The sequence below is a fragment of the Actinomyces stomatis genome, assembly GCF_031292835.1.
GTDB classification, from domain to species: Bacteria; Actinomycetota; Actinomycetes; order Actinomycetales; family Actinomycetaceae; genus Actinomyces; species Actinomyces stomatis.
Window position 1 is genome coordinate 185,327 of sequence record NZ_JASPEP010000003.1, and the last position, 21,669, is coordinate 206,995.

Consider the following 21,669-nt stretch of genomic DNA (forward strand, 5'->3'; position numbering starts at 1 on the left):
GCCGGCGCCCCGAGCCTCCACCGCCACCTGGAAGCGAGCCTGTTGTGAAGCTTGAGCTGCGAGGGATCACGAAGGCCTTCGGGCCGCTCGTGGCCAACGACCACATCGACCTGACCGTCGAACCCGGCCAGATCCACGCCCTCCTGGGCGAGAACGGCGCGGGCAAGTCCACACTCATGAACGTCCTCTACGGTCTCCACCAGCCCGACGCCGGAGAGATCCTCATCGACGACGAGCCCGTGACCTTCTCCGGGCCGGGCGACGCCGTGGCCGCCGGCATCGGCATGGTCCACCAGCACTTCATGCTCGTGCCCGTCTTCACCGTGGCCGAGTCCGTCGCCCTGGGCTACGAGCCGGCCGGGCCGCTGGGGATCCTCAACGCCGGTGCCGCCGCGGCCAAGGTCACCGAGATCTCCCGCCGCTTCGGCTTCGACGTCGACCCCGACGCCCTCATCGAGGACCTGCCCGTGGGGGTCCAGCAGCGCGTGGAGATCATCAAGGCCCTGGCCAGAGACGCCAAGGTCCTCATCCTCGATGAGCCCACCGCCGTGCTCACCCCGCAGGAGACCGACGAGCTCATCACCATCATGCGCGAGCTCAAGGCCTCAGGAACCTCCATCGTCTTCATCACCCACAAGCTGCGCGAGATCCGCGAGGTGGCCGACACCATCACCGTCATCCGCCGCGGCCGTGTCGTCGGCACCGCCGAGCCCACCGCCTCGGCCGCCGAGCTCGCCGGCCTCATGGTCGGCCACGACGTCTCACTGACCGTCGACAAGCCACCGGCCGACCCCGGGGACGGCGGGCTCGCCCTGGAGGGCATCAGCCTCGTCGAGGACGGCGCCGTCCTGCTCGAGGACATCGACCTACACGTGCGCGCCGGCGAGATCCTCGCCATCGCAGGCGTCCAGGGCAACGGGCAGACCGAGCTGAGCGAGGTCATCCTCGGGCTGCGCCCGCCCACAGCCGGCTCCATCGCCTTCGACGGCCACGACGTCACCCGCCACGGAGTGCGCCGCCGCCTGCGAGCCGGACTCGGCTTCGTCCCCGAGGACCGCACCACCGACGGCATGGTCGCCGAGCTCTCCGTCGCCGAGAACATGGTCCTGGACCGCTACGACGACCCCTCCCTGGGGCGGGGCCCGTCACTGTCGCCGACGCGCGTGCGCCACGCCGCCCACCGGATGCGCGAGGAGTTCGACGTGCGTGTCACCGACGTCGGCGACGCCATCTCGACCCTCTCAGGAGGCAACCAGCAGAAGGCCATCCTCGCCCGCGAGCTCTCCCGGCCCCTCAAGGTCCTCGTCGCCTCCCAACCCACCCGCGGCCTGGACGTGGGCTCCATCGAGTTCGTCCACCAGCGCATCGTCGCCGAGCGGGACACCGGCACCGCCGTCCTCATCATCTCCTCCGAGCTCGACGAGATCTATGCCCTGGCCGACCGGATCGCCGTCATGTACCGCGGACGGATCGTCGGCGCCGTCCCCGCCGACACCGCCCGCGACGCCCTGGGCCTCATGATGGCCGGCACCCCCGCCGAGCAGGCCCTCGACCCTCAGGAACAGACACGATGAGCACCCCCACCACCGGCTCCAGCACCGAACCGACACCGACGCACCAGACCGAGGACCGCCCCGAGCCCGGCTCGAGCGGCCAGTCAGGCAGTCGGCCGGCCGGCCAGGCCGCCCTGCTGCGGCAGGCCGCCTCCTCGCCGGCCGTCGTCGGGCTGCTCGCGGTCCTGACCGCCCTGATCCTCAGCTCGATCCTCATCCTCGCGGCCGACTCCGAGGTGCGCTACACCGCCACCTACCTGTTCAACCGCCCCGGCGACTTCCTCCACGCCACCGCATCCACCCTGAGCGAGGCCTACAGCTCCCTGCTGCGCGGCGCCATCCTCGACTGGCGGGCCACCACGGGCGTGCGCATGATCCGCCCCATCACCGACACCCTGACCAACGCCACCCCGCTCATCATCGCGGGCCTGGGCATGGCGGTGGCCTTCCGCGCCGGCCTGTTCAACATCGGCGGCCAGGGGCAGATGATCCTCGGGGCGATCACGGCCTGCTACGCGGGCATCGCCTGGAACCTGCCGCCGGTGGCCCACCTGCTCGTGGCTGTCATCGGGGCGGCCCTGGGAGGACTGGTGTGGGGCGGCATCGCCGGCGTCCTCAAGGCCCGCACCGGGGCCAACGAGGTGATCGTGACGATCATGCTCAACTCCATCGCCGCCCACCTGCTGTCCCAGGTACTCAGCCTCAAGGCCTTCAACGGTGAGGGCGAGACCGGCAACCGCAAGTCCCTGACCGTGGCGGGCACCGCCCAGTACCCCTCACTGGCCGGCGACTCCTTCCGTCTCCACGCCGGTTTCCTCCTGGCCCTGCTGGTCGCCGTGGCCGTGTGGTGGCTCATGGAGCGCTCCCGCCTCGGCTTCCAGCTGCGGGCCACCGGCCTCAACGCCGACGCCGCCCGCACCGCCGGCATGAGCGTGCCCTGGGTGACGAGCCTGGTCATGATGATCTCCGGCGCCCTGTGCGGGCTGGCCGCCACCGCACCGGTCCTGGGCACCCAGAAGGGCATGGACGAGTCCGTCGTGGGCACCATCGGCTTCGACGCCATCACGGTGGCGCTCCTGGGCCGATCCCGCCCCGTGGGGACCGTGCTGGCCGGCCTGCTCTTCGGTGCGCTGCGCGCCGGCGGCACCGCCATGCAGGCCGCCCCCGGCACCCACATCAAGATCGTCCTGGTCCTGCAGTCCACGATCGTGCTGTTCATCGCCGCGCCTCCTCTGGTCCGGGCCATCTTCCGGCTCCCGGAGCGCCGCGAGTCCCTCGGCGGCGGCACCGCGCCGACCCCCGCCTCAGTCTCGGCCGCAGCCCCGGCCGCTCCCGCCGCGAAGGAGGCCTGAGCCATGAACGCATCAACTGCTTCAGCCGATTCTCACGCCGCGACCGCATCGAACACGTCCGCCCTCACCCCGGTTGCGCCCATGGATCTCAAGATCCCGATCACCGGCGTCGTCGTGCTCGTCCTGCAGGGGCTCATGGCACTGGGAGCCCGTGGCTCGACAACCTTCGACCTCACCGCCTCCTCCGACCTGTTCCGGCTCGGGGCCCCCGAGCTCAACGCGCGCCTGGTCATCCTCGTCGCCGCCGGGGCTGTCGCGGCGGCCACCGCCGTCGCCTTCGACCGGGCCCGGCGTCGCAGCAGGATCCCGACCTGGAGCACCGCCCTCATCGGCATCGGATTCGTCATCGCCTTCCTGGCCTGGACCGGGGCCGGACGCGCCGGTGTCATCCCCCTGGTGACCATCCTGTCCTCCGCGCTGGGACTGAGCGTCCCCCTCGTCTACGGCTCGCTGGCCGGGATCATCGGGGAGCGCTCGGGCACCATCAACATCGCCATCGAGGGCCAGCTCCTGGGTGGGGCCTTCCTGGGGGCCGTCGTCGCCTCGGCCTGTTCCAACCCCTGGGTGGGGCTCCTGGCCGCGCCCGTGGCCGGAGTCCTCGTGGCGCTCCTGCTGGCCCTGTTCGGCCTGCGCTACCGGGTCAATCAGATCGTCGTCGGCGTCGTCCTCAACGTCCTGGTCTCCGGGCTCACCGGCTTCCTGTTCTCCACCTTCCTGTCCTCCAGCCCCAGCCTCAACCGGGCCCTGCGCCTGCCCACCCTGGCTGTGCCGCTGCTGTCCCGGCTCCCGATCATCGGGCCGGTCCTCTTCCGTCAGACGATCCTCGTCTACCTCATGTACGCGGCCGTGGCGGTCCTGTCCGTCATGCTCTTCCGCTCCCGGTGGGGGCTGAGGCTGCGGGCCTGTGGCGAGCACCCCAAGGCCGCCGACACCGTCGGCATCAATGTCATGCGCACCCGCGTGGCCAACCTGGCCCTGGCCGGGGCGCTGGCGGGACTGGGAGGGGCCTTCTTCACCGTCGGCTCGGGCCTGTCCTTCGAGAACGACATGACCGCCGGCAACGGCTACATCGCCCTGGCCGCCATGATCCTGGGTGCCTGGCGGCCCCTGGGCTCCCTGGGGGCGGCCCTGCTCTTCGGCTTCGCCACCTCCGTGGCCCAGACCCTGCCGGTCATCGGCAGCTCGGTCTCACCCGACATCATCTCCATGATCCCCTACATCGTCACGATCCTGGCCGTGGCCGGATTCGTGGGCAAGGTACGTGCCCCCGCCGCCGAGGGGGTGCCCTACCCGTGAGCAGCATCGCGCCCACCGATCTGACCGACACCCACTGGCAGACCCTGCGCGAGCTCGCCGTGGAGGCCATGACCCGCGCCTACGCCCCTTACTCCCGCTTCAAGGTCGGCGCCGCCGCCCTGGTCGACGATGGCCGGCTCGTCTCAGGATGCAACGTGGAGAACGCCAGCTACGGCGTCACCCTGTGCGCCGAGTGCGGCCTCGTCTCCGAGCTCATCCGCACCGGAGGAGGGCGCCTGGTCGCCTTCGCCTGCGTGGATGCCCACGGCCGGGCCTGCGCGCCGTGCGGGCGCTGCCGCCAGCTCCTGAACGAGCACGCCGCCGACGGTATGGTGCTGGCCATGCCCTCAGGGATGATGAGCATCGACGAGGTCCTGCCCGACCGCTTCACCGCCGCCGACGTCGAACGCGTCGTCGGCCAGCAGAGCTGAGGGCCGGCTGACGAGCAGCCACAGATGGAGGAGAGCCCTGTGACCGTCCCCGCCACACCACCGGCCGTCGAGCCCTTCGACGCCGTCGACGTCATCGCCGCCAAGCGCGACGGAGCCGCCCTGACCGACGCCCAGATCGACTGGGTCGTGGACGCCTACACCCGCGGCGCCGTCGCCGAGGAGCAGATGAGCGCCCTGGCCATGGCCATCTACCTGCGCGGCATGAGCCAGGCCGAGACCGCCCGCTGGACCGGCGCCATGATCGCCTCCGGGGAGCGCATGGACTTCTCCGGCCTGACCCGCCCCACGGCGGACAAGCACTCCACCGGGGGAGTAGGGGACAAGATCACCCTGCCGCTGGCGCCGCTCGTGGCCGTCTTCGGCGTGAGCGTCCCTCAGCTGTCCGGGCGCGGGCTCGGGCACACCGGCGGGACCCTGGACAAGCTGGAGTCCATCCCCGGCTGGCGGGCCGACCTCACGGGCGAGGAGATCCTGGCGATGCTCGATGCCGGCGGCCCCGGCGCCGTCATCTGCGCCGCCGGGGCGGGCCTGGCCCCCGCCGACAAGCGCCTCTACGCCCTGCGCGACACCACCGCCACCGTCTCCTGCATCCCCCTCATCGCCTCCTCGATCATGTCCAAGAAGATCGCCGAGGGGACCGGCGCCCTCGTCCTGGACGTCAAGGTCGGCTCGGGCGCCTTCATGAAGGAGATCGACCAGGCCCGCGAGCTCGCCTCCACCATGGTGGCCCTGGGGACCGACGCCGGCGTGACCACCCGTGCCCTGCTGACCGACATGTCCACCCCGCTCGGGCTCACCGCCGGCAACGCCCTCGAGGTCGCCGAGTCCCTCGAGGTGCTCGCCGGCGGGGGACCGGCCGATGTCGTCGACCTCACCGTGGCCCTGGCCCTGGAGATGTGCGCCGCCGCAGGCAGGCCTGTGGAGGAGGACGAGGCCCGCACCGCCCTGGCCGACGGGCGCGCCATGGACGTCTGGCGGAACATGATCGCCCGCCAGGGAGGGGACCCGGAAGCACCCCTGCCCGTCGCCCCGGAGACCGAGACCGTCACCGCCCCGGCCGACGGCGTCCTGACCACCCTGGACGCCCTCGCCGTCGGGGTGGCCGCCTGGCGCCTCGGGGCCGGGCGCGCCCGCAAGGAGGACCCGGTCCAGGCGGTTGCCGGCGTCACCATGCACGCCAAGCCGGGCGACGAGGTGCGCGCCGGCCAGCCGCTGCTCACCCTGCACACCGCCACGCCCGAGCGCTTCACCCGCGCCCGGGAGGCGCTCGCCGGCGGCATCGTCATCTCCCAGGCCGGCTCCCCACAGGCCGCCGACGCCGTCGCCCGCCGTGGGCATGGCGTCATCCTGGAGCGCATCGGATGACCACGCCCCGGCCGGTGCAGCCGGCCATCATCGCCCGGGCCGTCAACTCCCGGCTACGAGTGGGGCGCCTCACCCAGGCGGGCCAGGCCATCACCCTGACCCAGACCGACGGCACCACCTGCGGGCCCACCTGCCTCCTGGCCGCCCGACTGCTCCTGGCACCCGGCGAGCGCGCAGCCGTGACGGACGACCTCGCCCAGGAGATGGCCGCCTCACAGCCCGGCCGGGAGGGCAAGCACCTGCTGTCCGTCCTGTCCCACCACCAGGTACGGATCCAACGGGCCATGAACGTGCACGGCCTGGGAGTCCTGCCCTGGCCGAAGGTGCTCGGCTCCACGCCCTGGTCCGTGGCCCGGCAGATGACCGAGATCGCGAGCGTCTGCGCCCCGGGCGGCGGGCGCCGTCGCTACACGGTGAGGTGGGTGAGCGACCACGGCCCCGCGTGGGGCACTGAGGTCGCCTCGATCCGTGAGGTGCTTGCAGGTGGGCTCCCGGTCATCCTGGTCACCGGTGGTCCGCTCGTTCTCGATGACGACGCCGAGGGGGACCCCACTGCGAGGGCGAGGCTGCGCGCCTCCCTGGCGCGAACCCCGGCCGTGCCCCGCCACTACGTCCTGGCCCTGCCCTGGCGGTCCGTCGAGCAGGACGACCCCGGTGAGGGGCGCGTGCACATCTATGAGCCCTCCAGCGGATCGGTACGCCCCCTCGACCTGACCGCCCCGCGCGATCCGCACCGCCCCGGCCCCCGCGAGCTCGGCAACTGGCCCCGCGTCATCGCCGTCATCGCGCCCGAAAACAATCCATGACGAGTACCAGTTGTGTGGGAGTGATATCCATGTCGACACGGCGAGCCATGCCACTCATCACTGTGCGCGATCTTGATGCTGCCATTGAAGCCTATCGTCGCCTCACCGGGATGGAGGTGGTCATGAATCATGGCTGGATCGCCACCCTGTCCCCGCCAGGGGATCGTTCCATCCAAATCAGTTTGATCGCCTCTGATCCCACTGCTCCGGTCAACCCGGCGGTCTCCATCGAGGTGGATGATCTGGATGATGCCTACCGGATCGCTCGGGAGAACGGCTGGGAAATCGTGCATGAACTCGCTGTGGAGGAGTGGGGGGTGCGTCGTTTCTTCTTCCAGGATGCGGACGGAAACATCGTGAATGTCCTTTCCCATCTGTGATTCCAGCGTTGACGGTATGTCGTGTGGTTGCTTTGCCCGTGTCAGGTAGGTCAGTCCATGATGGTATGGACGCTCTTGAAAGGACCCCCCATGACCACGCGCGCCCAGATCGCCCGCCTCATCGACCACACCCTCCTCAAGCCCGAGACCACTGCCGCCCAGGTCGACGCGCTCATCGCCGAGGCCGCCGCCCTGGGCGCCTACAGCGTGTGCGTCTCCCCGAGCCTCCTGCCGCTGGAGGTTCCCGACACACTGCACGTGGCCACGGTCTGCGGCTTCCCCTCCGGTGCTCACGCCACTGCTGTCAAGGCTGCCGAGGCCGCCGACGCCCTCACCAAGGGGGCCGAGGAGATCGACATGGTCGTCAACCTTCGCCTCGTCAAGGAGAGCGACGTCGACGCCGTCGAGGCCGACATCCGTGGCGTGCGCGAGGCCTGCCGGGGCGCCGTCCTCAAGGTCATCATCGAGTCCGCCGCCCTCACCGACGACGAGATCGTCTCCACCTGCCGTGCCGCCGAGGCCGCCGGGGCCGACTTCGTCAAGACCTCCACCGGCTTCCACCCCGCCGGCGGCGCCTCCACCCACGCCGTTGCCCTGATGCGTGCCACCGTCGGAGACCGCCTCGGTGTCAAGGCCTCCGGCGGCATCCGCACCGCCGCCGACGCCCTCGCCATGGTTGAGGCCGGCGCCAATCGCCTGGGTCTGTCCGCCAGCGCCGCCGTCCTGGAGGGGCTGGAGGTCTGAAGAGAACCGTGCGTCGTCGCACATCACCGAACATCACTGACGGGCCCGGCATGACAGCCGGGCCCGTTGCCGTCCGCACCGGCATGAAACAGAAAGGGTCGCCTCAACTTGCCAAGTTTCGGGCAACCGAAACTATACTCGGCTCTATGAGAACCATCCCCAGTATGAGTCGCCGCAGCGCCGCGGCACTCGCCTGCCTCGCCCTGTCCGCTCCCGCCCTGGCCGCCTGTGGTCACAGCTCGACCTCGGCCGACGACTCGGGAACGGTCAAGGTAGTCGCCTCCACCACGCAGATCTGCGACTACATCACCCAGCTCGCCACCGGAGACGCCTCCAGTGACCTCTCCTTCGACCGCACCGGAGCGGACGGCAAGACCCAGCACTTCGGCGCCGACGCCGCCACGGCCAAGTCCCGCCTCAAGCTCACCTGCCTGCTGGCCCCCAACGCCTCAGCGCACGAGCACGACATGACCACGGCCCAGTCCAAGGCCCTGTCCGAGGCGGATCTCTTCTTCATCTCCGGCGTCGACCTGGAGCACTTCCTGGACTCCGCCGTCGACTCCACCGGATTCAAGGGCACCATGGTGGTGACCTCCGGGGTCGCCGGGGCCGCCGACGTCGATGACCTGGCGGCCCAGAAGAAGAAGGAGGAGGCCAAGCCCTACAAGGTCGACCGAGGCAGCGCCAAGGTCGAGGTCGCCAAGTGGCCCTTCCCCCCGGAGGAGGGCGAGAGCGAGCCCGAGTTCCGCTTCGACCCGCACGTGTGGACCTCACCGAAGAACGCCATCGTCCAGGTCACCAACATCGGTGCCGCCCTGGAGAAGGCCGCCCCCGACCAGGCCGGCGTCTTCCGCAACCACGTGGACGCCTACGTCGCCAAGCTCAAGAAGCTCGACGAGTGGGCCGCCGCCTCACTCAACTCGGTGCCCCAGAACAAGCGGGTCCTGTTCACCAGCCACGACGCCTTCGGCTACTTCAGCAAGGAGTTCGGCGTGAAGTTCGAGGGCGCCGCCCTGTCCGACTTCAACGCCCAGCAGGACGCCACCGCCGACAAGATCAAGGAGACCGCGGACAAGGTCAAGGCCTCCGGGGCCGTGGCCATCTTCGCTGAGAACTCCAACAACCCCAAGTCCGTCCAGAAGGTCGCCGAGGTCGCCGGAGTCAAGGCGGTCATCGGTGACGAGGCCCTTTACGGCGACTCCCTGGGGACCCCCGGATCCGACGGCGAGACCTACATCGGTTCCATCCTCCACAACGTCTCCAACCTCACCAAGGCCTGGGGCGGTACGGTCTCCGAGATCCCCGCCGACCTCGCCCAATGGACCCCCAAGGCGTCCGACGTCAAGTGAGGAACCGTATGACAGACCCCCGTGATCGAGCTCCCGATATGACCACCCCTGCCACCCCAACCGCCACCGCCGAACCGGTCGTCACCCTGGAGGGCGCCTCCTTCTCCTACGGCTCCTCCACCGTGCTCACCGGCGTCGACGGTCAGGTGCCGGCCGGGCAGGCCCTCGCCCTCGTCGGCCCCAACGGCTCAGGCAAGACGACACTCATGCGGGCACTGCTCGGCATGGTGACCGTCAGCAAAGGCCGGGTGCGTGTCAATGGGGCGGCACCGGGTAGAGCGCCACGGGGGTCCGTCGGATACGTTCCCCAGCTCAGCGACCTCGACCCCACCTTTCCCGTCACCGTGCGGGAGGTGGTCCAGATGGGGATGTACTCCCAGCTCGGCATCCTGCGGCGCCCCGGCGCCGAGGTCCGTCGTCGGGCGCTGGAGGCCCTCGAGAACGTGGGGCTGGCCGACCGCGCCGAACGGCGCTTCGGCACCCTGTCCGGCGGTCAGCAGCAGCGAGTCCTCGTGGCGCGCTGCGTGGCCGCCAGGCCTCGCCTCATCCTCCTCGATGAGCCCTTCAACGGCCTGGACCAGCCCAACCGCGAGGCCCTGCTGTCCATCATCACCGACCTCAAGGAGCAGGGCGTCTCCCTGATCATCTCCACCCACGACCTGGTTCTGGCCCAGGAGACCTGCGAGCAGGCGGCCCTCCTGGCCGGACGGCAGATCGCCTTCGGTCCGCGCGACGACGTGCTCGTGGCCCGCTACATCGACGAGGCCTACGGCGGCCACGGCACGACTCGGCTGCTGGGGCTTCGCTCCGGCGCGGGGGCGCAGGAGCTGTCATGAGTGACGCGATGACGCTCTTCAGCCAGGCCCTCGAGCAGCTGCGCCTGGCGGCCGTCAATGTCCCCGGACTCACGGACCTGGCTGACGCCCCCTTCCTCTTCCGCCCCCTGGTGATGGTGGTACTTCTGGGCGTCGTCGCCGGTGTCATCGGTGTCATCGTCAACCTGCGCAGCGCCGAGTTCAGTGCCGAGGCCATGGTCCACGCCGTCTTCCCAGGGATCGTCGCCGGCGCCGTCTACTGGGGGATCGACGCGATCATCCCGGCGGCCTCCGTCGTCGCCGTCGTCGCGGCCCTGGTCCTGACCATCGTCTCCCACCGCTCGCGTCGGGGTGAGGCATCCGAGGCCGGCACCGCCGTCGTCCTCACCAGCTTCTTCTCCATCGGGCTCATTCTGTCCCTGGCCAAGGGCGACATGTCCGGCCAGCTCGAGGCCCTCATGTTCGGGCGCCTGCTGGAGGTCACCGATGCGCGCCTCGCGCAGGCGCTCATCGTGTGCGCAGTCGCGCTCCTGCTCATCATGGCGACCTGGAAGGAGCAGGTCGCCTACGCCTTCGACCGCACCGGTGCCCGGGCCTCCGGGCTGAGGCTCCTCATGCTCGACCTGGTCCTCAACACCGCCATCGCGGCCACGGTCGTCTCCGCCTCGACGGCGGTGGGCATCCTCCTCGTCATCGGCTACCTCGTCATCCCCGGGGCGACGGCGCGCATCCTCGCCTTCCGGGTGCGCACCATGGTCCTTGTCGCCATTGCTGTTGGTGTGGGCGGGGGATACCTCGGCATGCTGCTCATGGCTCTGCCCGAGACCCTCGACAAACCGATCTCCCCGCAGGCCACCGTGGCCCTGGTGATGACGGGGATCCTCCTGCTCGCCGTCTGCGTCGCCGCCGTGCGCGAGAGGCTCCGCAGACCGGCTCGGCGCGCTCGCTCGGCGCAGTCCGCAACAGCTGTGTCGACCTCGACGACGGCGAGCGCGGACGGCACCGTTGATCGTGCTGGGGGACCAGAGGGGGCGGCGAGTGCTGTTGCCCCGATGGCCGAAGGAGGCCGAGTATGAGCATCGGTCTCGACATCCTCCTGCTGCCCATCATCGAGGTCGTTCTCATGGGGCTGCTGGCCGGGCTCGTGGGCGCGCTCGCACTGGTCCATCGCCGGATCTTCTTCACCGAGTCACTCACCCACGCGACCTTCCCGGGCGCAATCGTCGGCGTGGTCGCAGCCGCCTGGTTCTCGCGGGTGATCCTCGGTCAGCGGGCCGACTTCACCCTCCTGTCCACCCTGGTACTGGTGGGGGCCGCCCTCATGTGCCTGCCGATGATCTGGCTCATGCGGCGCCTCTCCCAGGTGCCCGGGGTCTCGTCCCAGTCGGCCGCCGGCGTCGTCCTCACCTTCGGATTCGCTCTGGGCTACTTCCTCAACAAGTGGTTCGCCCCGCTGCCGATCAAGGTGGACTCCTTCCTGGCCGGATCCGTGCTCAACGTCAACCACGTCGACGTCATCGCCGTCGGTGTCGTCCTGGTGATGACGGTCCTCGTGCTCCTGGTGGCAGGGCGGTTCCTCACCTTCTACAGCTTCGACCCGCTGGGCTACCGCGCCAGCGGGTTGAACCCCGCCTGGGCCGAGGGAACCGTCATGGTCATGATCACCCTGACTATCGTGATGCTCGTTCCCGCCGTCGGCACGATTCTGCCCATCGCACTCATTGCCGCGCCCGCGGCCGCGCTGGCGCCGTGGACGCGCACCATGCGGCACCTGCTGATCGCCGCCCCTGTTCTTGGTGCGGCCACGGCCCTGGCAGGGCTGTTGATCGCGGTGCGGCTCAGCCTATCCGCCGGCGGAGTCATCGCGGTGACCTCCGGGGTGGTCTACCTGGTCTCGGCCCTGGCCCACGGGGCCGTGATGAGCGGATCTCGGGTGCCGCAGCTACGCAGGGGATGAGTCCCCAGCGCCCGAATGAAAACGACCGGCGGTCTCCCGGCCTCCATGAGAACCGGAACGATTGAACACCTCAGGAGGCGCGGCGCGAGCGCATGGCTCTCAGCTGGGTGAGTGAGGAGTCCTCCGAAAGCTCCTGGTAGCGCGTCGAGCCGAGAGGGACCAGCGCCACTCGGCCCTGGCCATCGTGGTGGAATCCCCAGCCGTAGCGCTTGGCCAGTGGTGAGGAGCGCAGGCAGGCCTGGGGCTTGGCGAAGAAGGCCTCCCGCTGTGCGGCCCGCTCCGGAGGCTCAATGTTCTGACGGATGGCGTGCACCTCGAACAGCAGGTCGTCGGAGGTCAGCTCATAGGGGCGCTCACTGAGGAGCCGGTACTGGAGGAGGGCGATCGTCGGGGGCTTGCCCGCCGGGCCGGCAGGAGGCTCCTGCGCGTCCTGCGCCGGGCAGTCCTCGGCGACTCGGATGAATGTCTCAGTGTAGTTGGTGCTGCTCATGACCAGAACGCTAAGGGCGCCGGCCGGGGCGTCATAGAAGAAAGGCGACAGCTGGAGGCCGCCGGCCCCGGCGAGGCACGGGTGCGTGCCACACTAGGAGCCATGTCAGCCGATCCGGACTGCGGTCCACGCCAGTCCCCGATCCGTCCGCAGGAGCGCACAGGGGTGCTGGCACCGGACAACCTCACCCGCTACGGCGCGCACTGGCTGGCACCCGATCCCACAGTGGCCGACGTCGTCGACCAGTACTGGTACGTCTCATGGAACCTGGGCGACCAGAGCGTGGACCAGCGGATCATCGACGCCCCGGCTGTGACCTTGACGGTGGAGGACGGCGACGTGCCCGCGCCCCTGGTGATCACCGGAGTCCAGACCCGCGCCTGGCACCGCACGATCCAGGGTCGTGGAAGGGTCTTCGCCATACGGCTGCGACCGGCGGGACTCGCCGTTCTCGGCGCGCTGTCGCCCCAGTGCCTGGCCAACACCGCGCTTCCCCTGACCGAGGAGCTCGACGCTGGACTGCACGCACTCATGCGCAGGGTCGCAGCCCACCCCACGCCCCAGGCCCGCGCCCAGGCCGCCGATGAGGCGATCCGGGCACGGCTGGCCGAGCACCGGCCCTCGGAGAGCGGTCTCCTGGCCAACAGGGTGGTTGATGAGCTGCGCTCCCGGCTTCACCGGCGCACTGGCGACTCCCTGCCTGCGGCTCTGCACGTCAGTGAGCGCACGATCCAGCGCTGCCTGCGCGCCACCCTGGGACGCGGACCGAGATGGGTGGGGCACCGCATCAGGCTCCAGGAGGTGGTTCTGGCACTCACGGTGCGTCCCGAGGTCGACCTGGCCACGATCGCCGCAGACCTCGGCTTCGCCGACCAGTCTCACCTGTCGGGCGCCTTCAGGGCCGCCTGCGGGCTGAGCCCCAGCGCCTATCGGCGCAGCCTTGAGACCCTCATCAACGGATGACGCGGCGGAGGCCGCGCCTGTGAGGCCCGCTCAGGCGGCGATCCCCAGGATGCCGCGCAGATCCTCCTTGATGGCCTCCAGGCGCTCAGCGGCCGCCTCCCGCACCTCGGCCACCGGAGTGTCATTCGTCGGCAGAATCACTTCGCAGTAGCACTTGAGCTTGGGCTCAGTCCCCGAGGGACGTACGACCACCCGATCATCCGAGGCCGTCACCCACACCAGTCCGTTCGTGGGGGGCAGGGTGCCGCCGTTGCCGTCCGAGATGCCGTCGAGCAGGTCCACCGTCTTGGTGACCGGGGAACCGGCGAGTTTGGCCGGCGCCCCGCCCGAGCGCAGACGCTCCATGGTGCTGGTGATGATGTCGAGGTCCTCGACCCGCATGCTCAACGGGCTCGTGGCGTGCAGCCCGTGCTCGCGTGCGAGCCGGTTGAGCAGATCCTGCAAGGTCCGGCCCTGCTGCTTGAGCACGGAGATCAGCACCGCCAACCTCACCGAGGCGGAGATACCGTCCTTGTCCCGCACCGCGGCAGGATCGACGCAGTACCCCAGCGCCTCCTCGTAACCGAAGACCAGCCCTGGCTCCCGACTGATCCACTTGAAGCCCGTCAGGGTACGGCGGAAGCCCAACCCGTGGGACTGGGCGATCCGGCGCAGCAGGCGGGAGGAGACCACGGAGCAGGCCAGGACCCCGTTGCCGGCAAAGGCGGCCAGCTCGGCGGCCTGCTCGCCCAGGAGGGCGCCGACCTCATCGCCTGTCAGTTGACGCCAGCCGCTGGGAGCATCCGCGTCCGGGATGGCGGCGGAGCATCGATCAGCATCAGGATCGTTGGCGATCACCAGGTCCGCCTCGACCTCCCGAGCCTTCTCCAGCGCCAGGTCCAGCGCCCCGGGCTCCTCCGGATTGGGGAAGGCGACCGTCGGGAAGTCCGGATCCGGCTCGAACTGCTCGGCCACCTCGACGACGTCGGTGAACCCGACTCGCGCGAGCACCTCACGGCAGGTGGCCCCGCCCACGCCGTGCATCGCCGTCAACACGATCCTCACCGGGGCGGGGGCCGTCATCCGAGCGGCCTGAGCGGCCCGATCGATGTACTCCTCCCGGATCTCCGGGTCGACCGTCTCCCAGCCCGACTGCGGGCGAGGTACGGACCCGACCGGGCCCACGGCGTCGATCGCCGCAGCGATCTGGCTGTCATAGGGGGGAACGATCTGGGCTCCCTGACCCGAGTCGGTCACGGCCCGCCCTCCCAAGTAGACCTTGTAGCCGTTGTCCTGCGGCGGGTTGTGCGAGGCCGTCACCATGACACCGGCGTCAGCCTCCAGACGTCGCAGCGCGAAGGCGAGCACCGGGGTGGGGCAGTGCGACTCGAAGAGGATGGCCCGCCCACCTGCGCCGGTGACGACCGCGGCCGTATCGCGGGCGAACTGCTCGGAGTTGTGGCGGGCGTCGTAACCGATGACGACGCTGAAACCCTCACCGAGACGGGCCTTGAGATATGCGGACAGCCCCGCCGCGGCGCGGATGACGACGACCCGGTTCATCCGGTTGGGGCCACCGCCCAGGCGACCTCGCAACCCGGCCGTGCCGAAGGCGAGCGTGCCGCTGAATGCGTCGCTGAGGGCCCTGCGAGCCGCCTGGGCCTGCTCGCCCTGTGAGCGGGCGGCACTCAGGAGCTCAGTGAGCTCGGCGCGGGTGGCTGGATCCGGATCATCCTGGATCCATGCGTTCACGGCAGCGTCGTCGTACACGTCTTCAGGGCCTCGGGTCATATCTGCGACGGTACCGCGCTAAAACCGATGGAAACGCTCACAATGGCGCTCCTCACTGGTGTTTCCAAACACAAGGAGAATTCAGTCACGGAAGTGATGGACCGCACCTGAAATAAGATGTCTTAAATTAAAACAGCAAGACAATTCGAGGTTGTTTTGGGAGTTTTGAGATATGTGGTGAAGGTGAGAAAAGAGTGGGCGGTGAGGGCGGTTATCTGGGACCTTTGTCCTGTATGTGTCCTCCGCTTCTGTGTGCCGGACACGTCGCCACCTCAGCCGGATTAAGGGATCATGGCCGCATGAGTACACGCGAGTCCTACCGCAAGGGACCAGTGGTGCTGCGCGGCACCCAGATTCCCACCCAGACCACCGACGCGCGACTGCTGAGCAGTGATGCCGACGCCGACTGGCTCCACGCCGACCCGTGGCGGGTCATGCGCATCCAGGCGGAGTTCGTCGAGGGTTTCGGGGCTCTGGCTGAACTGGGGCCGGCCATCAGCGTCTTCGGCTCGGCCCGCACCAAGCCCGAGGACCCCACCTACCGAGCGGCCATAGAGGTGGGGGCGGGGCTGGCCCGCGCCGGCTACGCTGTCATCACCGGAGGCGGACCGGGCATGATGGAGGCCGCCAACCGCGGGTGCCACGAGGCCGGTGGCACCTCGGTGGGCCTGGGCATCGAGCTGCCCCACGAGCAGGGCATGAACGAGTACGTCGACCTCGGGGTCAACTTCCGCTACTTCTTCGCCCGCAAGACCATGTTCGTCAAGTACTCCGACGGATTCGTCGTCATGCCCGGTGGGATGGGGACCCTCGACGAGCTCTTCGAGGCTCTCACCCTTGTCCAGACCCAGAAGATCTCCTCCTTCCCCATCGTCCTGGTGGACCGTGGCTACTGGGGCGGGCTGCTGGAGTGGCTGCGCACCACGATGATTGAGCGCGGCATGATCGCCGCCTCCGACCCTGATCTGCTTCACGTCGTCGACGACGCCGAGGCTGCTGTGGACTACGTGGTCAGTGCTGCTCGCCGGCTGCGCAATGGCCGGGCCGGGGCGTGAGTCGCGTCATGGCGGGAGCATCCTCGAACGTTGCACCTTGAATGTCGTAGAATATGACAGGTCGCGCGGCGATGTGCCCGCGCAGCACTGACGAAAGGTGAGCACATGGCTGCCATGAAGCCCCGGACCGGAGACGGCCCTCTTGAAGTCGTCAAGGAAGGCCGCGCCATCATCATGCGGGTCCCGCTTGAGGGTGGTGGTCGACTCGTTCTCGAGATCACGGCCGACGAGGTCAAGGCACTCGGAGAGGCCCTGGCCAACGCCAAGATCTGATCGATCCTGGCGCCCGGGGGACAGCCGGTACCACTCGGTCCTCGGCGTCGAGGAGCCGGTGGCCGGTTCATCCAGCCTATGAGAGAGGGTCGGACCCAATAGGGGTCCGACCCTCTTCCTCGTTCCGCCCCGTTGGAGGGCGCCCTGTCAGGTCTGGCGCACGGAGACGAGCAGGCCGTCTCCGACGGGCAGCAGGGTTGTCAGCAGCGCACGTGAGGCGCGTAGCGCCTTGCCGAGCTCGCGGGCTGCCACGGTGGTGACGTCGCGGCGGGCCGGGTCGGCCACGTGGTCGTTCCACAGGGCGCGGGTGACGGCCAGGACCCCGCCGGGGCGCAGCATTCGCAGGGCGTTGGAGGCCAGGAGGATCGCCTCCTCCGGGGCGACGTCGAGCACCACCATGTCGTAGGAGCGGGCCGCCATCCTGGGCATGACGTCCGAGGCCCGTCCCTGGATGATACGAGTGCGCGAGGAGGGGTAACCGGCTCCGTCGAAGGCACGGCGGGCCTCGCGCTGGAGCTCGGGCTCGACGTCGATCGTCGTGAGGACCCCGTCGGTGCCCATGCCGCCCAGCAGCCACAGGCCCGAGACGCCGGTGCCAGTGCCGACCTCGGCCACGGACTTAGCACCCACTGAGGCGGCCAGCATCCGCAGCGCCGCTCCGGTCCCCGAGGACACCGGGGTGATGCCGAGCTCGAGCCCGCGTATGCGGGCCTGGGCGGTGGCCTCGTCCTCCGCGGTGAAGTCCTCCGTGTAGGACCAGCTCAGCGTCTTGTCCGCACTCACTGTGAGCCTTTCTTCTGCTGCGGGGCGCCAGGCGCACCCCTCGGGCCACATTGTTCCAGGTGTTCGGCCCGATAGTCGGAAGGGCAGGCGCTCGGGTGAGTCCGCCGGTAGGCGAACCGAGGCGGCCTCTGCCCGGCAGGACTCCTTATACTGGGCGGCGTGTTCGGCATCAACGGATCTGAGTTCCTCATCATCGTCCTAGTGGCGGTGATCGTGGTGGGGCCGCAGCGCTTGCCCGAGTACACCCGTAAGCTCACGCAGATGGTGCGTCAGCTCAGAGTGTTCCTGGACAACGCGCGCAGCCAGATCGCCGAGGAGGTCGGCCCGGAGATGGCCGACCTGGACCTGTCCAGCCTCGACCCGCGCCAGTACGACCCTCGCAAGATCGTGCGTGACGCCCTGGGGGAGGACATCGACGCCATCCGCGAGGACCTCACCCACCCCTTCAGGTCCGTCGGCTCAGCAGCCAAGGATGCCTCCGACGCCGCCGCCCAGGCCGTCAACGACGTGGTCAAGCAGGATCGGGCCAAGTCGCTGAGCAAGCAGATCGAGGCCAAGCGGGCTGAGCAGCTGGCCGAGAACGACGCTGAGACCGCTGAGAACACCGAGAGTTCCGAGAGCGCTGAGGGGACCGAGAGCGTCGAGGGGACCGAGAACCCGGAGAGCGCCGAGCAGTCCGCGGGCTCCACCCCACCGCGGGGAGTGCTCCAGCAGGAGGCTGACGCAGAGCCCTCGGCTCAGACCGAGTCGCCCGAGGCGGCTGACGGGGCTGAGGAGGCCGAGCCGGAGAAGGTCGAGGCCGAGAAGTCCGAGGAGAGCGAGGACGCCGAGCAGGCTGAGGATGCCGGTCAACCGGATCCCATGGAGCGTCAGGTCGAGCCTGGGCCGGTCGAGGTCCCGGCAAGCCTGGTCGAGCCGGAGGCCAGTGCCTCCGGCGAGGATGCGGGGGACGCCTCCACGGCGGGCGATGACTCCCGCACCCGCGTGCGCCCTTTGTCGCCGCGTGACATCGTGCGCGCCGCCAATGCGGCCGCGCGCACCCGCGCCGAGGCCGCACGCGTCGCCGTCGACTTCTGATCCTCATCGAGTCGGGCAGATCTCGTGTCGCCGGTCAGAAGAACCGCCGGGTTGCGCAAAGACTGCCGGCCTCGGTGAGAGTGCGGCGAGAGAGTCGGGCGGGGCCGACTCAGGCCGGGGTGACCCCCAGGCTCTTGCCGGCCAGGCCGCGGGAGCGGTGAGTCAGGCGCTGGGCCACCGCGGACAGCTCCAAGGCCGCGGGGGCGTCGGCGGCCGGCTTGCCGTCATCGGTCACAGTGGCCGGCAGGCCGGTGTCGGATCCCTCGCGCAGACGGATGTCCAGCGGCAGCTGGGCCAGCAGTGGCACCTCATAGCCGAGGGTCTCGCTCAGGGAGGCGCTGACGATCTCGCCCCCGCCGGAGCCGAAGATCTCCAGGCGCGAGCCGTCGGGCTGGGGCATGTAGGACATGTTCTCGATGACGCCCACCACCTTCTGGTGCGTCTGGGTGGCGATGAGTCCCGTGCGCTCGGCGACCTCGGCGGCGGCCGTCTGCGGGGTGGTGACCACGAGGATCTCGGCGTTCGGCAGCAGCTGGGCCACGGAGATCGTCACGTCGCCGGTCCCGGGGGGCAGGTCCAGCAGCAGGACGTCCAGGTCGCCCCAGAACACGTCGGAGAGGAACTGCTGGACGGCGCGGTGCAGCATGGGGCCGCGCCAGACGACCGGCTGCTTGTCCTCCACGAACATACCGATGGAGATGACCTTCACCCCGTGGGCCACAGGCGGCACGATCATGCCGTCGAGCTGAGTGGGAACCCGGTCCACCCCCAGCATGCGGGGGATGGAGAAGCCGTAGATGTCGGCGTCGACGACGCCCACGCTCAGGCCCTGGGCGGCCATGGCAGCGGCCAGGTTCGCGGTCACCGAGGACTTGCCGACCCCGCCCTTGCCGGAGGTGACGGCGTAGACCCGGGTGAGGTTGCCCGGCTGGGTGAAGGGAACCACCGGTTCGGCGGCGCCCCCGCGCAGGCGGCGGCGCAGCTCGGCCTTCTGCTCGTCGTTCATGACGCCCAGGCTCACCTGTACCTCGGTGACGCCCTCGACGGTGCCGACCTCGCGCCGGGTGTCGGCGGTGATCGTGTCCTTCAGGGGGCACCCGGCCACGGTCAGGAGCACCTCGACGCTGACTACGCCGTCCTCGGCGATGTCAACGGAGGAGACCATTCCCAGGTCGGTGATGGGGCGGTGCAGCTCGGGGTCGATGACCCTGGCCAGCGCCTCCATGACGGCGTCATGAGTCGGTTGCGGCATGGCCCCATCCTAGGGGTGCCCCGGAGCCCCACGACAGGTGGCGAGTCCCACGTGAGGGTGGGAGGCGGTCCTCAGTGAGTGGTGCGCTGCCCCGGAACGGTCCCGGGCCCCTCGTCGCCGCTGTCCTGGAACTCGGCGATCTCCTCACGGGTGAGGCGCTCCTCGGCGAGGATCTCGCCGAGCATGTCGCGCAGTTCGCTGCGCACGAAGTCACGGGTGGCGACGTCGTTCATGGCCAGGCGCAGGGCGGCGATCTCCCGGGTGAGGAACTCGGTGTCCTCCAGATTGCGCTGGGCGCGCTGGCGGTCCTGCTCAGCGGTGACGCGGTCGCGGTCGTCCTGCCGGTTCTGGGCCAGCATGATGAGGGGGGCCGAGTAGGAGGCCTGAGTGGAGAATGCCAGGTTGAGCAGGATGAAGGGGTAGGGGTCCCAGGCCTGCTGCATCTTGGCCAGAACGAGGTTCGCCACGATCCACACGGTGACGAAGATCGACATGTAGAGCACGAACTTGGGCGAGCCCATGAAGCGGGCGGTCGCCTCGGCGAAGCGGCCGAAGCCGTCGGAGCGGGAGGCGTGGGCAGGATGGGTCCTGCGCAGCCACCGCAGCCGGCTGTCGGGCAAGGGCTGGTCGAGCTGGTCAGGCATTGGCGCCCCTCTCGATCGTCTCATCGGTGACGGCCTCGTCGGCCACGCGCCAGTCGTCGGGCATGAGGTGGTCCAGGACGTCGTCGACACTGACGGCGCCCAGCAGGCGACCGGCGTCGTCGAGGACCGGCAGGGCCGTCAGGTTGTAGGTGGCCAGCAGGCGGGTGACGGTACCGATGGAGTCCTCGGGGCGCACGGAGTCGACGTCGGTGTCCACGATGGAGCCGACCATGCGCTGGGGGCGCTCGCGCAGGGCCCGCTGAAAGTGGATCATGCCCACGAACTTGCCGGTGGGGGACTCCAGGGGCGGGCGGCACACGAAGCCGACGGCGGCCAGAGCGGGAGGGACCTCGGCCTTGCGGGACTGGGCCAGGAAGGTCGCCACCGTCGACTCGGGGGGCAGGATGATCGGCTCGGTGGTCATCAGACCGCCGGCGGTGTAGTCGTCGTAGGCCATGAGGCGGCGCACGTCCTCGGCCTCCTCGGGCTCCATGAGGCCCAGCAGCTCGGTGGCCTTGAGCTGGGGGAGGTCGGCGACCAGGTCGGCGGCGTCGTCGGGCTGCATGGCGTCCAGGACGTCGGCGGCGCGCCCTGCCTCCAGACGGGACAGGAGGGCGACGGCGTCCTCATTACCGAGCTCCTCCAGGACGTCGGCCAGGCGCTCGTCGGTCAGCTCGGCGGCCACGCGCATCTGGCTGTCCTGGGGCAGGTCGCGCATGACGTCGGCCAGGTCGGCGGGCTTGAGGTCCTCCAAGGTGGCCAGCAGCGCGGTGGCGCCCTGCTGGTCGGCGCTGGCGGCCAGGCCGCTGACCTCGTCGGGGCGCACCGTGAAGGTCTCCCCGCGGCGCAGGCCCAGCGGGCCCGAGGAGGCCCGCTGGACGAACAGACGGGTCACCTTCCAGTCCATGCCGCGGTCGCGCTCGATGGCCACGTCCCGCACCGTGACGTTCCCCGAGCCGTCGCGCATGGTGACCACCCGGTCCAGCAGCTCGCCGACGACCAGGGTCTCCACGTGGCGCTGGGTGAAGCGGCGGATGTTCATCAGTCCCGTGGTGATAACGGCTCCGGGCTCGATCGCGGTGATCCGGGACAGAGGCAGGAAGACGCGGCGCCGGCTGGAGACGTCGATGACGAAGCCGACGGCTCTGGGCTCCCCGCGCATCTGCAGCAGGACGACGACGTCATGGACCTTGCCCACCGCATCGCCCAAGGGGTCGAAGACGGAGGTGCCGATGAGGCGGGCCACAAAAACCCTGCTGGTCGTGCGCGTCCTGGTGTTCTCCACAAGCCAAG

Annotated in this window: 22 protein-coding genes; 16 read left to right on the forward strand and 6 right to left on the reverse strand. The window is 69.7% G+C overall.

Features of this window, described 5'->3' with window-relative positions:
• Positions 1 to 44: 44 nt before the first annotated feature.
• The 12 genes from RIV12_RS03355 to RIV12_RS03410 all read left to right on the forward strand — a co-directional run bounded on the left by RIV12_RS03355 (position 45) and on the right by RIV12_RS03410 (position 12,069).
• Positions 45 to 1,574 carry an ABC transporter ATP-binding protein gene (locus RIV12_RS03355; protein ID WP_075418018.1) on the forward strand — a complete coding sequence of 510 codons (1,530 nt, stop codon included), beginning with the start codon at positions 45 to 47 and terminating at the stop codon, positions 1,572 to 1,574.
• Positions 1,571 to 2,905 carry an ABC transporter permease gene (locus RIV12_RS03360; protein WP_309322105.1) on the forward strand — a complete coding sequence of 445 codons (1,335 nt, stop codon included), beginning with the start codon at positions 1,571 to 1,573 and terminating at the stop codon, positions 2,903 to 2,905. Before RIV12_RS03355 ends, RIV12_RS03360 begins: the two co-directional genes overlap by 4 nt.
• Positions 2,906 to 2,908: 3 nt before the next feature.
• A complete protein-coding gene (locus tag RIV12_RS03365) occupies positions 2,909 to 4,201 on the forward strand; it encodes an ABC transporter permease (protein WP_075418020.1) in 1,293 nt (430 codons plus the stop codon).
• Positions 4,198 to 4,632: a cytidine deaminase gene (locus RIV12_RS03370; protein WP_309322106.1), complete on the forward strand. Its 435-nt coding sequence runs from the start codon at positions 4,198 to 4,200 to the stop codon at positions 4,630 to 4,632. The genes RIV12_RS03365 and RIV12_RS03370 overlap by 4 nt, the downstream gene beginning before the upstream one ends.
• Positions 4,633 to 4,671: 39 nt before the next feature.
• Entirely contained in the window at positions 4,672 to 6,018 is a 1,347-nt protein-coding gene (locus tag RIV12_RS03375) for a thymidine phosphorylase (protein ID WP_309322108.1), read from the forward strand.
• Positions 6,015 to 6,824 (forward strand): hypothetical protein, encoded by an 810-nt coding sequence (locus tag RIV12_RS03380; RefSeq protein WP_075418023.1) that lies wholly within the window; start codon positions 6,015 to 6,017, stop codon positions 6,822 to 6,824. Before RIV12_RS03375 ends, RIV12_RS03380 begins: the two co-directional genes overlap by 4 nt.
• Positions 6,825 to 6,871: 47 nt before the next feature.
• The gene (locus RIV12_RS03385) at positions 6,872 to 7,204 is read left to right on the forward strand and encodes a VOC family protein (RefSeq protein ID WP_081380066.1); all 333 of its coding nucleotides are present in this window, start codon (positions 6,872 to 6,874) and stop codon (positions 7,202 to 7,204) included.
• Positions 7,205 to 7,294: 90 nt separating this feature from the next.
• Positions 7,295 to 7,948, forward strand: coding sequence for a deoxyribose-phosphate aldolase (deoC, locus tag RIV12_RS03390; protein WP_075418025.1), 654 nt, complete (start codon positions 7,295 to 7,297; stop codon positions 7,946 to 7,948).
• 164 nt (positions 7,949 to 8,112) lie between these two features.
• Positions 8,113 to 9,297, forward strand: coding sequence for a metal ABC transporter substrate-binding protein (locus RIV12_RS03395; RefSeq protein WP_309322195.1), 1,185 nt, complete (start codon positions 8,113 to 8,115; stop codon positions 9,295 to 9,297).
• An 8-nt stretch (positions 9,298 to 9,305) separates the two neighbouring features.
• Positions 9,306 to 10,133: a metal ABC transporter ATP-binding protein gene (locus tag RIV12_RS03400; RefSeq protein WP_309322110.1), complete on the forward strand. Its 828-nt coding sequence runs from the start codon at positions 9,306 to 9,308 to the stop codon at positions 10,131 to 10,133.
• Positions 10,130 to 11,188 carry a metal ABC transporter permease gene (locus tag RIV12_RS03405; protein ID WP_309322111.1) on the forward strand — a complete coding sequence of 353 codons (1,059 nt, stop codon included), beginning with the start codon at positions 10,130 to 10,132 and terminating at the stop codon, positions 11,186 to 11,188. The genes RIV12_RS03400 and RIV12_RS03405 overlap by 4 nt, the downstream gene beginning before the upstream one ends.
• Complete coding sequence (locus RIV12_RS03410) at positions 11,185 to 12,069, forward strand: metal ABC transporter permease (RefSeq protein WP_309322112.1); 885 nt, start codon at positions 11,185 to 11,187, stop codon at positions 12,067 to 12,069. Before RIV12_RS03405 ends, RIV12_RS03410 begins: the two co-directional genes overlap by 4 nt.
• Before the next feature lie 70 nt (positions 12,070 to 12,139).
• Here RIV12_RS03410 and RIV12_RS03415 read toward each other — a convergent pair whose 3' ends face one another.
• A complete protein-coding gene (locus tag RIV12_RS03415) occupies positions 12,140 to 12,559 on the reverse strand; it encodes a DUF6157 family protein (RefSeq protein ID WP_309322113.1) in 420 nt (139 codons plus the stop codon).
• A gap of 102 nt (positions 12,560 to 12,661) precedes the next feature.
• Between RIV12_RS03415 and RIV12_RS03420 the strand changes: the two genes are divergently transcribed.
• On the forward strand, positions 12,662 to 13,522 hold the full coding sequence (locus tag RIV12_RS03420; RefSeq protein WP_075418031.1) for an AraC family transcriptional regulator: 861 nt from the start codon (positions 12,662 to 12,664) through the stop codon (positions 13,520 to 13,522).
• 30 nt (positions 13,523 to 13,552) lie between these two features.
• On the opposite strand, the gene RIV12_RS03425 is transcribed toward RIV12_RS03420, so the two are convergent.
• Positions 13,553 to 15,292, reverse strand: a complete 1,740-nt coding sequence (locus tag RIV12_RS03425) for a phospho-sugar mutase (RefSeq protein WP_075418032.1) — start codon at positions 15,290 to 15,292, stop codon at positions 13,553 to 13,555.
• 299 nt (positions 15,293 to 15,591) lie between these two features.
• Here RIV12_RS03425 and RIV12_RS03430 point away from each other — a divergent pair, with 299 nt between their 5' ends.
• Together RIV12_RS03430 and RIV12_RS03435 are read left to right on the forward strand one after the other, a co-directional pair.
• On the forward strand, positions 15,592 to 16,347 hold the full coding sequence (locus RIV12_RS03430; RefSeq protein WP_309322114.1) for an LOG family protein: 756 nt from the start codon (positions 15,592 to 15,594) through the stop codon (positions 16,345 to 16,347).
• A gap of 105 nt (positions 16,348 to 16,452) precedes the next feature.
• Positions 16,453 to 16,620, forward strand: coding sequence for a DUF3117 domain-containing protein (locus RIV12_RS03435; protein WP_009396029.1), 168 nt, complete (start codon positions 16,453 to 16,455; stop codon positions 16,618 to 16,620).
• A gap of 147 nt (positions 16,621 to 16,767) precedes the next feature.
• On the opposite strand, the gene RIV12_RS03440 is transcribed toward RIV12_RS03435, so the two are convergent.
• Positions 16,768 to 17,403, reverse strand: a complete 636-nt coding sequence (locus RIV12_RS03440; protein ID WP_009406302.1) for an O-methyltransferase — start codon at positions 17,401 to 17,403, stop codon at positions 16,768 to 16,770.
• Between the two features lie 159 nt (positions 17,404 to 17,562).
• Between RIV12_RS03440 and RIV12_RS03445 the strand changes: the two genes are divergently transcribed.
• Positions 17,563 to 18,480, forward strand: a complete 918-nt coding sequence (locus tag RIV12_RS03445; RefSeq protein WP_309322116.1) for a twin-arginine translocase TatA/TatE family subunit — start codon at positions 17,563 to 17,565, stop codon at positions 18,478 to 18,480.
• Positions 18,481 to 18,589: 109 nt separating this feature from the next.
• Here the strand turns inward: RIV12_RS03445 and RIV12_RS03450 are convergent, their stop codons facing one another.
• From RIV12_RS03450 to RIV12_RS03460, 3 genes are all read right to left on the reverse strand, one after another.
• Positions 18,590 to 19,732 carry an Mrp/NBP35 family ATP-binding protein gene (locus tag RIV12_RS03450; RefSeq protein ID WP_309322117.1) on the reverse strand — a complete coding sequence of 381 codons (1,143 nt, stop codon included), beginning with the start codon at positions 19,730 to 19,732 and terminating at the stop codon, positions 18,590 to 18,592.
• Positions 19,733 to 19,803: 71 nt separating this feature from the next.
• Positions 19,804 to 20,376: a DUF1003 domain-containing protein gene (locus tag RIV12_RS03455; RefSeq protein WP_309322118.1), complete on the reverse strand. Its 573-nt coding sequence runs from the start codon at positions 20,374 to 20,376 to the stop codon at positions 19,804 to 19,806.
• Positions 20,369 to 21,661: a magnesium transporter MgtE N-terminal domain-containing protein gene (locus RIV12_RS03460; protein WP_309322120.1), complete on the reverse strand. Its 1,293-nt coding sequence runs from the start codon at positions 21,659 to 21,661 to the stop codon at positions 20,369 to 20,371. Before RIV12_RS03460 ends, RIV12_RS03455 begins: the two co-directional genes overlap by 8 nt.
• Positions 21,662 to 21,669 lie beyond the last annotated feature (8 nt).